Here is a 16,058-nt window from a genome sequence, read left to right on the forward strand (position 1 = left end):
CCCAGCCATGCCCCGCTTCGCCGCCAATCTCACCATGATGTTCAATGAATGGCCGTTCCTCGACCGGTTCGCTGCCGCCGCCGATGCCGGCTTCGAAGCGGTCGAGTTCCTTTTCCCTTACGAGCATAGCCCCGATGCGATCGCGGAACGCCTCGCAAGGAACGGTCTTAGCCAGGTCCTGTTCAACCTGCCGCCGGGTAACTGGGCTGCCGGTGAGCGTGGACTGGCCTCCCTGGCAGAACGGTTCGACGAGCTTCAGGTCGGCGTTGAAACAGCGCTCTCCTACGCAGAGGCGACCGGCGTCAAGCGCCTCCATCTCATGTCGGGGATTGCCTCTCGCGACGACAAGGAGGCTGTCGAGGCCTACCGGAAGGCCATTGTCTGGGCGGCCGGAAAACTCGAAGGTCGAGGCATCGATCTCCTGATCGAGCCGATCAACAGCCGTGACATGCCGGGCTACTTCCTCAACGACTTCGGCTTCGCAGAAGCTCTTGTCCGCGACCTGGCGCTACCCAATCTCAAGCTGCAATTCGACGTCTACCATCGCCAGATCATGCATGGTGACGTCACCATGGCGCTTCGCCGGGTGATGCCGCTCATTGGTCACATCCAGATCGCCAGCGCGCCTTCGCGGCATGAACCGGCGACAGGGGAACTCAATGATCACTTCATTTTCGACGAGCTGGACCGGCTAGGATATGCCGGCTTTGTCGGCTGCGAATACCGGCCGAGGAGCAAGACGCTCGACGGGCTCAGCTGGCTCGCGCGCTATACCGGCGAGCACCAGCGCCCAATTTCAGGTGGCAAGCGTGGAGCTCTACCATGACGCTCTCGCTCGGCTGCATCGCGGACGATTACACCGGTGCCTCGGACCTGGCGAACACGCTGGCCAAAGAGGGTCTGCGTACGATCCAGACCATCGGAATTCCCACGGACGACCTGGCTTTGCCCGAAGTCGATGCGATTGTCGTTTCGCTGAAGATCCGGTCGATCGCCGCATCTGAGGCGGTCGAACGTGCCCGTGCCTCTGATCGCTGGCTGCGCGAGCGCGGCGCCGATCATGTCATGTACAAAATCTGTTCCACCTTCGATTCCACCGACTCGGGCAATATCGGCCCGGTGCTCGATTCCCTGCGCGCCGATGCCGGTGAAGCAACGGTGCTGGTGACGCCGGCCTTTCCGCAGACCGGTCGCACCGTCTATCAGGGCAATCTGTTCGTCGGTGCGGCGCCGCTCAACGAAAGCCCGCTGAAGGATCATCCGCTCAACCCCATGCACGATGCCAACCTGGTCCGCGTTCTAGCTCGGCAGAGTGCTGCGGCGGTTGGACTCGTCGATCTCGCAATCGTTGCGCGCGGCGCCGAGGCGATCGTCGAGCGGCTGGCGCGGCTTGCCTCCGATGGGAACGGAGCGGCCATCACCGATGCCGTGTTCGAGAGCGACCTCGAAGCAATCGGCGCGGCGGCGCTTCGTCAGCGATTGTCGATCGGAGCCTCGGGTCTGGGATTGGGTCTTGCCCGCGGCCTGATCGCAGCGGGCACCGTACGTCGCCACGAGCGGACTGCTGTGTACGGCAAGCCGGTCGCAGGACCAGCAGCTGTTCTTGCCGGAAGCTGTTCACAGGCGACTTTGCAACAGATCGCCAAAGCCGAGCAGATAATGCCGGTCCTGCGGCTCGATCCGGAAAAGCTTATGAACGGACGGGAGGAGGCAAGGCTTGCCCTCGATTGGGCGGCCGAGCGGATGGCCCGAACTCCCGTCATCATCGCCAGCAGCTCGAAGCCGGATGATGTATCTAGGCTGCAAACCCGCTACGGACGCGATGCGGTCGGCCAAGTCATTGAGCAGTCCCTTGCGGCGATTGCCGAAGGCCTGGTGGAACGGGGCGTGCGCCGCCTGATCGTCGCGGGCGGAGAGACATCCGGCGCGGTGGTCGACCGGCTTGCCATTCCCGCATTTGGACTCGGGCAGGAAATCGTTGCGGGCGTGCCCGTGTTGCACAGTATTGGAGGTCGTCACGGCGACATGGTGTTGGCTCTTAAATCAGGAAATTTCGGCGGCGAAAGCTTTTTCGCGGACGCTTTAGCCATCATGGCGTAAGCGCCTTGGCGGCTCTTGGCCGGGAGCGGACTGGCAAGCTTCGGTCTGCGAATCTTTCAGGAGCGGACATTCAGATGGGTGTGGGCGTCGTCGTGACGTGACCCGAAGCCGACCTGAGCACCTCTAGGCTCAGGAGCAAAACTCGCCTATCATGACAGCGAGCGTGCCTCACGTTTGGAGCTGGCATGCAGCGCAGGCTTGCCGCGATTCTCGCCGCCGACGTCGTCGGCTACAGCCGCCTTATGGAAGCTGACGAAGCGGATACTTTGGCGCGCCTCAAGAGCACCCGCGAGAATCTGATCGATCCGAAAATTATCGCTCATAAGGGGCGCATCGTGAAGCTCATGGGCGATGGCGCGCTGGTAGAATTCTCCAGCGTGGTGGATGCAGTCAGTTGCGCCGTCGAAATCCAAGAGACGATGGCGGAGTGCAACGCCGAGCTGCCGAAGGAAAAACAGCTCGAATTCCGCATTGGCGTAAACCTTGGCGATGTGATTGTCGAAGGGCAGGACATCTATGGCGACGGCGTAAATGTCGCGGCGAGACTGGAAGAAATGGCCGAACCCGGAGGCGTCCTGATTTCGGGAACGGCATTCGATCAGGTCGAGAGAAAGCTGGGTTTCGACTTCGAATTTTTGGGTGAAAAACAAGTCAAGAACATCGAAAAACCAGTTCGCCTGTATCGGGTAGGCCCGCGGGCACGCGCCCCATCCGGGACGGTTCCAGCAAAACGCAAACCTCATGTCGAGTGGCGCCGGCTGACTGTCGCGGCGATGGCGCTGATCCTGGTCGCCGCAGGTGTAGCGCTTTGGAAGGTGCTTGGGGACGGTTCAGGACCGCCGGTCGAGGTGGCCTCGAAGGCACGAATGGTGCTCCCGCTGCCTGACAAGCCATCCATCGCTGTGTTGCCGTTCACCAATATGTCCAACGAGGCGGGGCAAGAGACCTTTACTGATGGCATGACCGATGACTTGATTACCGACCTTTCCAAGGTTTCCGGCCTCTTCGTAATCGCGCGAAACTCGACATTCGCTTACCGCGGCAAGCCGGTGAAAATCAGTCAGGTCGCCGAGGAACTTGGCGTGCGTTACGTTCTCGAGGGGAGCGTACGGCGCGCCGGCGAGCAGGTGCGAGTCAACGCCCAGCTCATCGATACCCTCTCCGGCGGGCATGTGTGGGCGGACAGGTTCGATGGAAACGTCGCCGATATTTTTGCGGTCCAGGACGTTTTTGTCGCAAAGATCGTCGAAGCGTTGAAGGTCAATCTCACCACCACCGAAAAAACGGAAATTGCCCGCGCCAAGCCGGACAACATTGCAGCCAAGGAAGCTTTCGAAGAGGGTTGGAGCCTTTATCTCCGATACAACGCAAAGGACACAGCTGCCGCCATCACTTCCTTGAAAAAAGCAACCGAACTGGATCCCGAATATGGGCGAGCTTATGCCGCCCTGGCGCTGGCTTACTTCCGCGCCGTTGACTCACTCTGGGGTAAAGAACTCGGTAGGGACGAACCATATTTCTGGTGGGGAGCTCACGATTACGTAGAGCTGGCCAAGAAATATCCAACGTCACTGTCTTACACGGTCGAGGCATTGCGGGACGTTTTTCAAGGTCTGGCCGAAGACGCACGCAGGAATGCCGGTCGAGCGATTGCATTGGACCCCAACGACCCCGAGGCACACATCGCAACGGCTTGGGCGCTGACGATCTCAGGCGAACCTGCAGAGGCGCTGAATTTCGTCGCGACCGCCATGCGGCTCAACCCGAACTATCCAAGCCACTACGTTCTCGCGCGTGGATTGGCGCTTTTTGCAATGGGCGATCTGAAACAAGCGGCTGAGGTGTTCGGAGAAGGCGTCAGGCGAAACCCAGACGCAACTGCGCTCTTTCTACCTTTCAGTTCCGTGCTGGCGCAACTCGGTCGCCGGGAAGAAGCGAGACAAATGCTACTGAAGTTCCGACCGGGTTTAGACCAGAAAGGGCTCGAAAACCTTCCCGACACCTTACACCTCTCGTTCAAATGGGATTATGAACACGCAAGCGTCCGGGAGCGCCTGAATGACGGTGTCCGTGTCGCCGCGCTGCCGCTGGACGTCACCGTTACGAGCCTGGAAGCAGAGCTTGAGACCGGCAATCCCTTTTCCCAGCAATATGCAGCAAAGCGACTGGGCTGGTTTGGACCAGCGGCGTCACAAGTCGTTCCGGCTCTGGTTGAAACGCTCAAGGTTGAGTATCTCCGCCGGGACGCCATCGAGGCGCTGGGCAAGATCGGGCCTCCGGCACAAGCTGCGATACCTGCGCTCGTGGCACTCCAGAATGAAACTCTGGTTGGTATTTACGCAAAGGACGCGTTGTCCAAGATCAGAGGCAATTGATGGACACTGGACGCGCGCCGGCGATTTCCGCTTGTGGCCCAACTCGGACCTGCTGCGATGTCCGCTCCGGAGCCGCTTTTGTGAGACAAGGAGACATCAAACGCGTCCAGTCCGCCATCCCAATTTATGAGCACGGCCTAGGCGAACCACCAGCGTTCGGCGATCTTCTCCCCGTCCATCGGCCAGTTCGAGGCCACCTCGCCATGGGCGAGAGCCTTGGTGTGGGCATCGACATAGGAGTTGAAGACCAGGTTCACCAGCCCGCCGTCGTCATGCAGCAATTGCTGCATTTCGGCATACATGCCGGCACGCTTGGTATCGTCGGTCTCCGAGCGGGCGGCGACGAGCAGCTCATTAAAGCGCGGATTTTTCCAGAACGTTTCGTTCCACACCGCTTCCGCCGCATAGGCGACGGTGAACATCCAGTCGCACGTCGGCCGGCCTGCCCAGTAAGAGGCGAAGAACGGCTTCTTGAGCCAGACATTGTTCCAATAGCCGTCACTGGGCTCCCTGATCACATTCAGGTTGAGCCCGGTCGCCCGGGCATGCTCCTGCCAAAGGAGAGCGGAGTCGGTCGCACCCGCGAAGGCGGCATCCGCGACCGACAGGTCGAACCGGGTGTTCTCGGCCCCCGCCTTCTTGAGGAGGCTCTTGACCATGTCGGGGTCGTAGACGTGCTTCGGCTGCGGATCGATCGCGAACTTGACGGTCGGTGCGATCGGATTGTCGTTACCGATGGCGCCGTGGCCGAGAAACACCTTCTGCACGATCTCGTCGCGATTGAGCGAGTACTTGATCGCATTACGCACATCGGGATTGTCGAAGGGCGCTTTCTGGACGTTCATGACATAGACGTAGTGGCCGTAGCCCGTCGTCTCCAAGATCACGAGATCGGGGTTCTGCTTCAGAATGTCGAGCGTCTTCAGATCGCAGCGATCCATGTAGTGGACCTCGCCGGTGTAGAGCGCGTTGGTGCGCGCCGTTACATCATTGATCGCCAGGCATTCGACACGGTCGAACCAGCCCTTGTCGGATTTGAAATAGTTCGGGTTCTTGTTGAAGGTGGCGATGACGCCGGGCTCGAATTTCTCGAGCATATAGGGGCCGGTGCGGATGCCCGACTCCCAGTCGACGCCGCCCTCTTTCGCCGGCATGACCGGGATCTCCGACATGATGTAGGGGAAGTCGGCATTGCCGCCGTCGAGTTCGAACACCACCGTCTCGCTATCGTCGGCGACGACATTCTTGACCGAAGCCAAGAGCGATTTCATCACCGATTTCGTGCCCTCGACGTTATGATGCCTGACAGAGGCCACGACATCGTCGGCGGTAACCGTCTTGTCATTGTGAAAGGTGGCTCCTCTCCTAAGTTTGAACACCCACTTCTTGGCGCCGTCTGACGGCTCAAAGCTCTCGGCGAGGTCGGGGACCACGTTGCCCTTGGAATCGATCTCGGTCAGGCCATTCGACAAGGTTCCGAATAGCGCGGTGCCGGTGAACTGGTTGACGTTGGTACTACCCGGGTCCAGTGAATCGGTGGCGGCGGCATCGCCGATGCCGATCTTCAAGGTGCCGCCCTTCTTGGGTTCGGAGCGCACGACCCCGACGAACATCACATTCGCCACCGGCAGCGTCAGGCCTGCGGCCAACGCCAGTTGGATGAGATCACGCCGCAAGACCTTGCCGCGCCGCACCAGCTTCGCGGCCTCGGCCAGCTTCACTTCACGTTCGGTCATTGTCCTTGTGCTCCACCTTGGAGCCGTCTCTCCTCCCGAAAGGGACCGTCTCATGAGAACGAGTCCCCCGTCAACGTTGGGGGGAGGGCCGGTCCGGCAAAAAGGCCGAATTTCTCGGCGACGGAGCACTCAGGGTCTCCTATTGACCGGGCAGCCGCTTTCGGTCCGAAGTGTGACATTGCCGGCGATTGCTCGGAGGTCTCGAAATGGCGCAACCGCGACGTCCACCGCAGCCGCGGCATGGGCCGACTTTTGGGCGCAAAGCGGACAGGTTCCACGATTGGCCTGTGCGCAGTTAATCGTCGACAACTAAGAGAGCGGTTCATCGTTTCACGGAAACGCCGAACCGCTCTATCTCTTTGTTTTTGCGCAATTCCGGAGGGAAAACCGTTCACACTTTTGCTGGAATTGCTCTAAGGTATTAAGACGACCTTGCCGGTCGAGCGTCGCTCCTCCAGCAGGCGATGCGCTTCGTTTGCCTGGTCGAGCGGATAGCGGCCGCCTTGCGTCACGGCAAGCTGGCCGCTGGCGGCCAGGTGGAAAAGCTCCAACAGGCTGGCCCTTAGGCCGTCGGCAGAGAGCAGCGGAACCAAGGCAAAACCTCGCAGGGACTGGTTTCGGGTGATCATCGCTTCCAGTTCCGCAGCGCCGATCGCGTACCTGCCCAGCGCCGCAAAGGCCAACTCTCCGCAAGGCGCGAGAGCCTGCAGCGACGCCGCCGTCATCGGGCCGCCGACAATGTCGTAGACGACATCGACGCCGGCGCCGCCTGCCGCTTCCCGGACACGCGCGGGCCAATCCGACGTGCTGTAGTCGACCGCGGCGTCGGCTCCAAGCGACAGGGCAAGATCGAGCTTGGCCCTGCTGCCGGCGACCGCGATCACGGTGCTGGCGCCCTGGCGTTTGGCGAGCTGGACAAGCAACGAGCCGACACCGCCCGCGGCTGCAGTGACCAGCACCGATTTGCCGGCGGGCGGGCTTTGCCGCAGCAGATGAAAAGCCGTCAGCCCCTGCACCATCAACGCTGTCGCGTCTTCGAATGAGAGTATGTCCGGCAGAGGAACGGCCAGCTTTGCGTCGATCGTCACATACTCGGCATAGCCGCCAAACGGGCGCTTCGAAGCGAACAGCGGCGCCGCGACGCGTGTCCCCGTCAGGGAGGCGTCGACCCCTTGACCAAGTTCCTCCACGGTCCCGGCAGCCTCGACGCCGAGAATGACAGGCAAGTCCGGCGTGACCGCGTATCGATGCCCGCGCATCAGCACTTCGAAGAAATTCACTCCGGCCGCGCGAACACGGATCAGCACTTCGCCGGCCTCCGGCAGCGGCTTCGGCATTTCGACGACGTCGAGGACGTCGGGACCGCCGAAACGCTTCAGTTGAATGGCTCTCATGGCATGCACCCATCGCTATGGCATCGGATGCTGTTTGCCACTATCTGCCTGATCGCGACTACACACTCATTTGTCCCCTGCTGACCAGGAGGTGACCATGGCCAAGCCGACCAAAAGGCTGCCAACCAAGAGGCTGCCTCTGCTGCCGGCGGAACAGGCCCTGAAAGTGATCTCGGGCCGATGGAAGGCCGTTATTCTCTACCATCTCTTCGACGGCCCCCGGCGGCTGTCGGTGCTGAAGACGCTGGTGCCCGATATCACCCAGAAAGTGCTGATCCAGCAGCTTCGTGAAATGGAGGAACACGGTCTTGTCAGACGCGAGATCTTTGCCGAAATTCCCTCACGCGTCGAATATTCGGCGACGCGGCTCGGCCTTAGCCTCGAGCCTATTCTTCTGGCGCTCTGCGAGTGGGGCCAGCACCATGCGGATGAGCTGAACGAAATGAACCGCCTTGCCGATTGCATCATCAGGCCCCGGCAGGCGCGGCAGCCAGCCCTAGCCTGAATCAAAAAGGGGCGACGCAAGCGCCGCCCCGGAATCCTTGGGAGGATTGTTCTGGTCTGCGGTTCAGGCCGCCTTGACTTCCTCGGCCACGGCGTCGGCCTGACGCGCCGCCTTCAGCACTTTTGCCCACCAGGCAACGTCATTGACCAGCGCGGTTGCCGCCTGGTTCAGGTGCTCAAGCTCGTCGAGCTTCTTCTCACCTTGCCTGACGGCGAGGAAATCGGCCCAGGCAATATGGACGGCGGACTTGACCGGCGCCATCTGCAGCTCAACCGCATGCAGCCTCAGCTGCTCGACGGCCCGTGCGCCGCCGACGCTGCCATAGCCGACGAAGCCGGCCGGCTTCTTGTTCCATTCATTGGCGGCGTAGTCGATCGCGTTCTTCAGCACGGCGGTCGGGCCATGGTTGTATTCGGCGGCGGTGAAGATGAAGCCATCGAACTCGGCGACCTTCTTCTGCCAGCGCTTTGCCACTTCATTCTGCGACGGCGCCCAGGCGGACGATGCGACCTCGTCGAAAAACGGCAGCGGGAAGTCGCGCAGATCGACCACCTCCACGTCGATGTCGGCATGCGACTTGGCGATCTTGGCGATCCACTGGGTCGGAACGTCGGCAAATCGTGCGGCGCGGGTCGAACCGACGACAATGGCGATTTTGGGTTTGGACATAGAGGGCTCTCCTTCAGGCAAATTTCTGGTATCGTTTAGATACCTGAGCTATATGAGTGACTGCACTCACGAGGCGCAAGGAGGCATCTTTTTGTTACCAAGGCACCCGCACCGCACCGAGGACTGCCGCGCCATCTCGGAAATCCTGCAGCGCGTCGGCGACAAATGGACCGTACTCGTCGTCGGCAAGCTCGGTGACGGGCCGCTGCGCTTCAACGAATTGCGCAGCGCCGTCGGCGGCATTTCGCAGAAGATGCTGACCACCACGTTGCGCGGGCTTGAGCGCGACGGCTTCGTCACCCGCACCGTGTTTCCGACCATTCCGCCGCGCGTCGACTATGAGCTGACCGATCTTGGCTACGAGCTTCTTGTGCCGGTCGGTGCGCTCGGCGAATGGGCGCGCAAGAACACCGAGCGGGTCAAGGCCACGCGCGAAAGGTTTGACGGCATGCACGCCTGAAACCTTTGCATTGCAAGGGTTCAGAGCAGCGCGGAAGTTTTGACGGGTCGGATGTGCTTGTGTTGACGGACCGCATGCCTTGGCGATTAGCGCAAACGCCCCATCGCTTCGTCATCCTGGGGCGGAGCAAGGAGCGAAGCGACGCGGCGCAGACCCCAGGATCCATGCCGCGACTGCAGAGCGCGGCTGCGGTGCAGAATTCTGTTCCGCTGCACTCTTCGGCTAAGGTTACGGCATGGATCCCAGGGTCTGCGCGACGGAGCTTCGCTCCTGCTTCGCCCTGGGATGACGAAGTTGGGGAGGCTTCGGCCAATCCCGAATGTCTATGATGGTCCACCGACACGAACGATGAAATCTTGGCTGCCGACAGGCCTCTAACCCGCCAAATCCCCTGTGCAAAGCTACTAGGGACGGCCAGTCAATTCGGGCTTCGAAAATCCAGTCGATCAGCTTTCGGCCGGAACGGCCTTCGGCTTGCCTTCGCCGTCCAGCGCGACCATGACGAAATCGGCATGGGTGACCTTCTCCATCAGGTCGGAGAGATAGCGCTGCGCCCACGCCTCGACCTTGAGCGTCATCGAGGTGCGGCCGACGCGTTCGACATGGGTGTAGATGCAAAGCGTGTCGCCGATCTTCATCGGCTTGGCGAACGACATCTCCTTCACCGCCGCCGTCACCACGCGGCCCTTGGCACGCTCGGCGGCGCGGATGCCGCAGGCCAGATCCATCTGCGCCATCACCCAGCCGCCGAAGATATCGCCCGCCGCATTGGCGTCCGATGGCATGGCGAGCGTGCGCAGCGTCAGATCGCCGATTGGCCGGCCGTCCGCGTAATGCACCATGCAAATCCCCTCGAGATCGATTGTCCCGATCCCGTAGCGAGGCGATGATTATACGTCAACGCACCCTCTCACCTGTGTTGGCGGGCATGCTGCGCGGCGCATGCACTAAGAGTAGACTGCGCAACGTCATCGATGGACAACCGATCGGTCCAGTTATCTCAGGGAGCCGCTAAAAGCATGCGCACGCAGGAAGAATGGTCAAACGAAGAAGACGCTCGTGCTTACAGAGAAATCCGGGCATTGGTCGATGGATGGAAAAGTCTCGGTTACAAGACATATCCGGATGGAACGGAGTGGGTCGGCCATACGCCACATCGCGCGCCTGAAGCGTATCTGCATCAGTTGTATGCACCACTTGGCGCCACCGGAATTGAGCAGATGGAGACTGAACTTTCGGACCGACTTCCAGATAATTTCCGTTGTTTTCTCATGCTCCATAACGGCATAGGTCTGTTTGCGAATTATTTGAATATATATGGGCTCCGACGTAGCTGGTCACGCACAAATCTGGTGGAAGCGGGCCAGCAACCCTTCTCCATACTGGTACCGAATGTACAGAGACGCCCAATCAGCGCACCGGACGATGTTATCTTTATTGGTTCGCTCGGAGATAATAGAAATTTAATTGGCATGAATCCGGACGGAAGCGTCTTTCGCTGGGAGAGTGACGTCAAATCCTACTCGAGCGTTTTCGCCTTCCTGTTGGAAGAAGCCAATGAGGAGGCGGCGCTGTTCAACCCGGATGGGCGCAGACGCGAATCTGGTAACTGAGCGCCATCCAAACCGAATATTCCCGGTCGCATTTTTCACAACGCATGCCGGAAGGCGGGACGCGGGGAAGCCGTCGCGTCTAGGCTGCGCTGAGCTTTGCGGAGCTGCCAACACCAATCATGCAGAGTTTTGATTTCATCATCGTCGGCTCCGGCTCGGTACTGGCGGACAAACTGTCGGCCTCGGGCTGCTTCTCGGTGCTGGTGCTCGAGCCGAGCGGCCGGCCGTCCGCATAATGCACCATGCGCCAAATCCCTTCGAGATCGATTGTCCCGATCCCGTATCGGGATGGCGAGGATGCGTCAACGCGCCGCCAGCCGGCAATGTCGCAGTTTGAAATTCGGCTATGGGCTCAATTGAGCCGTCCGTTGCCGATGATCGCGTAACGGGTGAGGCCGACCGCGGGAGGTCTCGGCGCTTATGGCGTCGCCATGCATGTTTCCATCGGATTCTCGCCTCGCCGCGCCAGGATGATTTCCGTTATCGTTTCAAGTGGTGAACGCTGGTTGTCGGGGAGCACCATCGGTGGCTACCTTGAAGACAACATGGGAGGACAGCCTCAGACCCGGCAAGCGGGCGAAATGATGAGTTGGAGGAGACGATGCCAGGCATTGAAGCCGCGATCAGGGAACTGCTGGAGAGTCGATCGGCTGCCATGGGCGCCAAAGACATCGAGTGGCTTATGTCCCTTTACTCCAACGACATAGTCTATTTCGACCTCGTACCGCCGCTTCGGTATGTGGGATCCAACGCCCTTCGCGAGCGGTTCCTGGATTGGTTTCCCCGCTGGTCTGGTCCGATTGGCCAGGAGCTTGGCCAACTGGATGTTGCGGCCGGCGACGCGGTTGCCGCCGCATGGATGCTTATCCGAGCGCATGGGACCCTGAAAACCGACGCGAAAGTCGACTACTGGGTACGCGTGAGCAATGCATTTCGTCGATCTGGAGACAGATGGACGATCACGCACGAGCACGTTTCCCTCCCCGTCGACATGCGGAGCAGGACAGCAGCCTTGGACTTGACCCCTTAGCGTCGCCGGAACGACGTTCGAGCGGAAAGCAACAGGACTTGAGGGCCAATCGCGACGAGCGCTTCCGGCAGTGGATACGTTTCCACCTTCGGTCGCGCCGGGTTCAGGGTCGTCGCTCGCAGGGTGCCAGCCCGCCCGATCATGCGTTATGATTTCAAGCAAAATGCTGATGATGGCGTATGATGCTTGGACCGCTTGCTCACAGGCAAAGGCAACTTCGGGCAGGACACCGAAAGCAAACGAAGTGCCGGTCGCTTTTTTCACAGGCGATGCCGGAAGCTCCGGTGATCGCGGCAGCTTGCGGCGTCTAGGTTGAGCAAAAATCCGGAGCCGTCGCGCAGCCACCATGCAGACCTATGACTTCATCATCGTCGGTTCCGGTTCGGCCGGCTCGGTCCTGGCCGAAAGGTTGTCGGCCTCGGGCCGCTTCTCGGTGCTGGTGCTCGAAGCCGGCGGCACCGATCGGCGCTTCTACGTGCAGATGCCGCTCGGCTACGGCAAGACCTTCTTCGACCCGGCGGTCAACTGGAACTACAAGACCGAGCCGGACCCCGGCCTCGCCGGCAATGTCGACCACTGGCCGCGCGGCAGGCTGCTCGGCGGCTCGAGCTCGATCAACGCCATGGTCTGGATTAGGGGCGCGCGCGAGGATTTCGACGCTTGGGCAGCGGCCGGCAATCCCGGCTGGGGCTTCGACGATCTCCTGCCTGCCTTCAAGGCGCTCGAGGACAATCAGGCCGGCGCCGATCGATGGCGCGGGGTTGGCGGTCCGCTGCATATCACCGACTGCTCGACCTCGGTCCATCCGCTGACCAAGCGCTATCTGGCGGCCGCCAATCAGGCCGGCCTGCCATTCAACCCGGATTTCAACGGCGCCTCCCAGGAAGGCGTCGGCATCTATCAGATCACCACCAAAAACGGCCGCCGCATGTCGGCCGCCCGTGCCTTCCTGCGCCCGGCGATGAAGCGAAAAAATGTCCGCGTCGAGATGAATGCGCTGGCAACCAGAATCCTGTTCGAGGGCAAGCGCGCCGTCGGGATCGAATATCTCCAGAACGGCGAGACGAAGACTGCCCGCGCCGGCCACGAAGTCATTCTGTCGGGCGGCTCGATCAACTCGCCTCAATTGCTGCAGCTTTCCGGCATCGGTCCCTCGGCGCTCCTTGGAGCGCTCGGTATTCCCGTCATTCACGCCAATGAGAATGTCGGCGCGAACCTGCAGGACCATGTCGGCATCAACTACACTTTCAAGGGCAGGCTGCCGACGCTCAACCAGATCCTGCGTCCCTGGTGGGGCAAGCTCATGGTCGGCATGCAATACATCCTTATGCGCTCCGGCCCGCTGTCGCTGTCGATGAACAATGCAGGAGGCTTCTTCCGCACCGACCCGGCTCTTTCGCGGCCCAATATGCAGCTCTATTTCCAGGCGTTTTCGACCGTCATCCCGAAGGGCGGGGAGCGCCCGATCCTGACGCCAGATCCGTGGCCGGGCTTTTCCATCGGCCTGTCCAACTGCCGTCCATCGAGCCGTGGCGAGATCATGATCCGCTCCAGCAATCCGCGCGACTATCCGAAGATCGTCGCCAATGCCTTCTCGACCGAAGCGGACGTCGCCGAAATGCTGGCGGCGGTGAAGTTCGTGAGGAAGATCGCTTCCATGCCGGCGATGGCCGACATCATCGAGGAAGAGGTTTTGCCGGGCCCATCAATCAAGTCCGACGCGGATCTCATTCAGGATTTCAGGAAACGTTCAGGCACTGTCTACCACCCGGTCTCGACATGTCGCATGGGACCGGACGCTGCGCGCGCCGTCGTCAACCCGCGCCTGCGGGTTCACGGCCTCGCCGGCTTGCGCGTCATCGATGCCTCGATCTTTCCCGATAACATCACCGGCAACACCAACGCCGCCTCGATCGTGACCGGATGGAAGGGTGCCGAACTGGTTCTGGAGGATCAAAAATGAAAATCACCGACGTAAAGACCTGGGTTGTCGGCAATCCGCCGCCCGGCATCGGCGGCAAGTATTTCATCTTCGTCAAGCTCACCACCGACGGCGGCGTGGTCGGCTATGGCGAGGCCTATAACGCCACCTTCTCGGGTCATGTCACCGCGAAGATGATCGAGGACATGGCCGAGCGCTATATCGTCGGCCGAGACCCGCACGACATCGAAAACTTCTTCCGCCGTGCCTATTCGTCCGGCTTCACCCAGCGCCCCGACGTGTCCGGCATGGGCTGTTTTTCGGCGCTCGAAATCGCATGCTGGGACATTATCGGCAAGGAGGCCGGGAAGCCGGTCTACAAGCTGCTCGGCGGCCAGGTAAACGAAACGCTGCGTTCCTATACCTACCTCTACCCGCACAGCGGCAGCGTCCATTCGGAGGACGCGCGCGGCAAGAACGTCTACAACGACCCTGATATGGCGGCCGAATGCGCGCTCGAATATGTCGAGCAGGGTTTTAACGCGGTCAAACTCGACCCGGCCGGCCCCTACACCGCCTTTGACGGACACCAGCCGCGTCTCGTCGACATCGACCTCTCCGCCCGCATGATCAAGGCGATCCGCGAGGCGGTCGGCACAAGAGCCGACATCCTGTTCGGCACGCATGGCCAGTTCACCGCGTCGGGCGCGCTGCGCATGGCCCGCGCCATCGAACCTTACGACCCGCTGTGGTTCGAGGAGCCGGTGCCGCCCGACATGCCCGAAGTGATGGCGCAGGTGGCGCGTGGCACGTCGATCCCGATCGCCACCGGCGAACGGCTGACGACCAAGTTCGAGTTCGCCCGTGTCATCGAGAACCGCGCGGCGACCATTTTGCAGCCCGACCTCGGCCGCTCCGGCGGCATTCTCGAAACCAAGAAGATCGCCGCCATGGCCGAGGCCTATCATATCCAGGTCGCCCCGCACTGCTATTGCGGACCGATCGTCGGTGCGGCCAACATCCAGCTTGCCGTGACCTTGCCCAACTTCCTCATCCTGGAATCGCTGAAGCAGTGGGACGGCTTTCACGAAAAGCTGCTGAAGAAAAAGATCGAATGGCAGGACGGCAACGTCATTCCGTCGAAGGAACCAGGCCTTGGCGTCGAACTCGACGAAGCCGTCTGCGAGGCGCATCCCTGGACCGGCAATGACCTGCATCTGCAGATGATGCAGACGCCATTGATGCCGTGAGCTGTCGAGCAGGAATTTCTCGAACGTCCCGGTCTCTTCAGAAACGTCCTGACCGGTTTGCTGCGCAAACGGGTGAGGCGTATTCGCACGCAAGGACGCCGGGCTTTTCCCGGCAGAGCGAGACCTGATACACAGGTGGATTATCAAGCGATTCCAGCATATTGGCTGGATCGTCGGAATAGCACCCCAAAGGACCTGAATCAAAGTCTAAACACCTTGATTCAATATCTGAGCGTCAGCGCGCCGGGTAGGATCTCGAAGGTCGCCGGTATGCGCCCGGGGGATTCGCCGTCTACGTCGACCAGCGCGGCGTTCTTTTGCGCATCACCGAGGGGTTCGACAACCACTTTCTTGCCGCGCAAAATGGTGATCGCCGAATGGTTGCGATGCCGCCCGCCATAGAGCAGACGGATATCCCAGATCAGTTTCAGCTTGCCGGCCGCACGCAGGATGACGATGTCGAATTGACCGTCGTCCAGTTCGGCATCCGGCGCGATCATCATGCCGCCGCCGAAGAATTTTCCGTTGGCCACCGCCACCAGCGCCACGCGCGCTTCGACCGGGTCGCCGTCGTCGACGGTGATCACAACGTCCTGGAACCGGTAGCGCATGAATTCCCACACGGTGCGCCAGTAGAACAGCGCCTTGGCCGACACCTTGCCCTTGCGCTTGTCGGCGTTGACCGCGCGGTCGGTGGCGCCCGAAAGCCCGAGGCTGGCGATGTTGATGAAATGGCGGCTGGCCAGCGCGCCATGGTCATCGACATAGGAGATGCGGCCGGCATCGACCTTGTGGGCCTTGGCACCGGCGATGCGCCTCAGCGTCAGGTCGACCTCGCCCGAAAGGCCGAGCCCGCGGGCGAAATCGATGCCGGCGCCGCAAGGCAGCAGGCCGAGCTCGGCCGTCCGGCCGCCTTCCGCAAACGCCTGCAGCAGCCCGTCGGCGACTTCGCTGGCGGTGCCGTCGCCGCCCGCCGCGATCACCAGGTCGAAGCCGCTGGCGGCA

At 61.1% G+C, this 16,058-nt stretch carries 14 protein-coding genes; 9 read left to right on the plus strand and 5 right to left on the minus strand.

Annotated features, from left to right (window positions below; genetic code table 11):
* Positions 1 to 7: 7 nt before the first annotated feature.
* The 3 genes from otnI to EOA78_RS25490 all read left to right on the plus strand — a co-directional run bounded on the left by otnI (position 8) and on the right by EOA78_RS25490 (position 4,475).
* A complete protein-coding gene (otnI, locus tag EOA78_RS25480) occupies positions 8 to 826 on the plus strand; it encodes a 2-oxo-tetronate isomerase (RefSeq protein ID WP_127317525.1) in 819 nt (272 codons plus the stop codon).
* Positions 823 to 2,100: a 3-oxo-tetronate kinase gene (otnK, locus tag EOA78_RS25485; protein ID WP_127317526.1), complete on the plus strand. Its 1,278-nt coding sequence runs from the start codon at positions 823 to 825 to the stop codon at positions 2,098 to 2,100. Before otnI ends, otnK begins: the two co-directional genes overlap by 4 nt.
* A 185-nt stretch (positions 2,101 to 2,285) precedes the next feature.
* The gene (locus EOA78_RS25490; protein ID WP_127317527.1) at positions 2,286 to 4,475 is read left to right on the plus strand and encodes an adenylate/guanylate cyclase domain-containing protein; all 2,190 of its coding nucleotides are present in this window, start codon (positions 2,286 to 2,288) and stop codon (positions 4,473 to 4,475) included.
* 137 nt (positions 4,476 to 4,612) lie between these two features.
* On the opposite strand, the gene EOA78_RS25495 is transcribed toward EOA78_RS25490, so the two are convergent.
* Both EOA78_RS25495 and EOA78_RS25500 read right to left on the minus strand, forming a co-directional pair.
* Positions 4,613 to 6,211 carry an ABC transporter substrate-binding protein gene (locus EOA78_RS25495; RefSeq protein WP_127317528.1) on the minus strand — a complete coding sequence of 533 codons (1,599 nt, stop codon included), beginning with the start codon at positions 6,209 to 6,211 and terminating at the stop codon, positions 4,613 to 4,615.
* A gap of 413 nt (positions 6,212 to 6,624) precedes the next feature.
* The gene (locus EOA78_RS25500) at positions 6,625 to 7,605 is read right to left on the minus strand and encodes a zinc-binding dehydrogenase (RefSeq protein WP_127317529.1); all 981 of its coding nucleotides are present in this window, start codon (positions 7,603 to 7,605) and stop codon (positions 6,625 to 6,627) included.
* Between the two features lie 97 nt (positions 7,606 to 7,702).
* Here EOA78_RS25500 and EOA78_RS25505 point away from each other — a divergent pair, with 97 nt between their 5' ends.
* Entirely contained in the window at positions 7,703 to 8,110 is a 408-nt protein-coding gene (locus EOA78_RS25505; RefSeq protein WP_127317530.1) for a helix-turn-helix domain-containing protein, read from the plus strand.
* Positions 8,111 to 8,173: 63 nt separating this feature from the next.
* On the opposite strand, the gene EOA78_RS25510 is transcribed toward EOA78_RS25505, so the two are convergent.
* On the minus strand, positions 8,174 to 8,779 hold the full coding sequence (locus tag EOA78_RS25510) for an NADPH-dependent FMN reductase (protein WP_065011992.1): 606 nt from the start codon (positions 8,777 to 8,779) through the stop codon (positions 8,174 to 8,176).
* 91 nt (positions 8,780 to 8,870) lie between these two features.
* Here EOA78_RS25510 and EOA78_RS25515 point away from each other — a divergent pair, with 91 nt between their 5' ends.
* Positions 8,871 to 9,239, plus strand: coding sequence for a helix-turn-helix domain-containing protein (locus EOA78_RS25515; RefSeq protein WP_164783931.1), 369 nt, complete (start codon positions 8,871 to 8,873; stop codon positions 9,237 to 9,239).
* Positions 9,240 to 9,685: 446 nt separating this feature from the next.
* On the opposite strand, the gene EOA78_RS25520 is transcribed toward EOA78_RS25515, so the two are convergent.
* Entirely contained in the window at positions 9,686 to 10,081 is a 396-nt protein-coding gene (locus EOA78_RS25520; protein ID WP_091579483.1) for an acyl-CoA thioesterase, read from the minus strand.
* Positions 10,082 to 10,258: 177 nt separating this feature from the next.
* On the opposite strand from EOA78_RS25520, the gene EOA78_RS25525 reads away from it, so the two are divergent.
* The 4 genes from EOA78_RS25525 (at position 10,259) to EOA78_RS25540 (ending at position 15,053) form a co-directional block, all read left to right on the plus strand.
* Positions 10,259 to 10,852 (plus strand): SMI1/KNR4 family protein, encoded by a 594-nt coding sequence (locus EOA78_RS25525; RefSeq protein ID WP_164783932.1) that lies wholly within the window; start codon positions 10,259 to 10,261, stop codon positions 10,850 to 10,852.
* 601 nt (positions 10,853 to 11,453) lie between these two features.
* Positions 11,454 to 11,882, plus strand: a complete 429-nt coding sequence (locus EOA78_RS25530) for a nuclear transport factor 2 family protein (RefSeq protein ID WP_127317533.1) — start codon at positions 11,454 to 11,456, stop codon at positions 11,880 to 11,882.
* 346 nt (positions 11,883 to 12,228) lie between these two features.
* A complete protein-coding gene (locus EOA78_RS25535) occupies positions 12,229 to 13,845 on the plus strand; it encodes a GMC family oxidoreductase N-terminal domain-containing protein (RefSeq protein WP_127317534.1) in 1,617 nt (538 codons plus the stop codon).
* Positions 13,842 to 15,053, plus strand: a complete 1,212-nt coding sequence (locus EOA78_RS25540; protein ID WP_127317535.1) for a mandelate racemase/muconate lactonizing enzyme family protein — start codon at positions 13,842 to 13,844, stop codon at positions 15,051 to 15,053. The genes EOA78_RS25535 and EOA78_RS25540 overlap by 4 nt, the downstream gene beginning before the upstream one ends.
* Positions 15,054 to 15,274: 221 nt before the next feature.
* Here the strand turns inward: EOA78_RS25540 and EOA78_RS25545 are convergent.
* Positions 15,275 to 16,058 (minus strand): diacylglycerol kinase family protein (locus EOA78_RS25545; protein ID WP_164783933.1); only part of this gene is annotated, 784 nt, incomplete at its 5' end.

The organism is Mesorhizobium sp. M5C.F.Cr.IN.023.01.1.1 (genome assembly GCF_003997585.1).
GTDB lineage: Bacteria > Pseudomonadota > Alphaproteobacteria > Rhizobiales > Rhizobiaceae > Mesorhizobium > Mesorhizobium wenxiniae.

What these genes read in the sequence shown, in the direction of transcription:
- EOA78_RS25505 (WP_127317530.1), top strand. Translation starts at nt 7,703, where the DNA reads ATGGCCAAGCCGACCAAAAGGCTGCCAACCAAGAGGCTGCCTCTGCTG.
- EOA78_RS25490 (WP_127317527.1), top strand. Translation starts at nt 2,286, where the DNA reads ATGCAGCGCAGGCTTGCCGCGATTCTCGCCGCCGACGTCGTCGGCTAC.
- EOA78_RS25495 (WP_127317528.1), bottom strand. Translation starts at nt 6,211, where the DNA reads ATGACCGAACGTGAAGTGAAGCTGGCCGAGGCCGCGAAGCTGGTGCGG.
- EOA78_RS25525 (WP_164783932.1), top strand. Translation starts at nt 10,259, where the DNA reads ATGCGCACGCAGGAAGAATGGTCAAACGAAGAAGACGCTCGTGCTTAC.
- EOA78_RS25500 (WP_127317529.1), bottom strand. Translation starts at nt 7,605, where the DNA reads ATGAGAGCCATTCAACTGAAGCGTTTCGGCGGTCCCGACGTCCTCGAC.
- EOA78_RS25535 (WP_127317534.1), top strand. Translation starts at nt 12,229, where the DNA reads ATGCAGACCTATGACTTCATCATCGTCGGTTCCGGTTCGGCCGGCTCG.
- EOA78_RS25540 (WP_127317535.1), top strand. Translation starts at nt 13,842, where the DNA reads ATGAAAATCACCGACGTAAAGACCTGGGTTGTCGGCAATCCGCCGCCC.
- EOA78_RS25530 (WP_127317533.1), top strand. Translation starts at nt 11,454, where the DNA reads ATGCCAGGCATTGAAGCCGCGATCAGGGAACTGCTGGAGAGTCGATCG.
- EOA78_RS25520 (WP_091579483.1), bottom strand. Translation starts at nt 10,081, where the DNA reads ATGGTGCATTACGCGGACGGCCGGCCAATCGGCGATCTGACGCTGCGC.
- otnI (WP_127317525.1), top strand. Translation starts at nt 8, where the DNA reads ATGCCCCGCTTCGCCGCCAATCTCACCATGATGTTCAATGAATGGCCG.
- otnK (WP_127317526.1), top strand. Translation starts at nt 823, where the DNA reads ATGACGCTCTCGCTCGGCTGCATCGCGGACGATTACACCGGTGCCTCG.
- EOA78_RS25510 (WP_065011992.1), bottom strand. Translation starts at nt 8,779, where the DNA reads ATGTCCAAACCCAAAATCGCCATTGTCGTCGGTTCGACCCGCGCCGCA.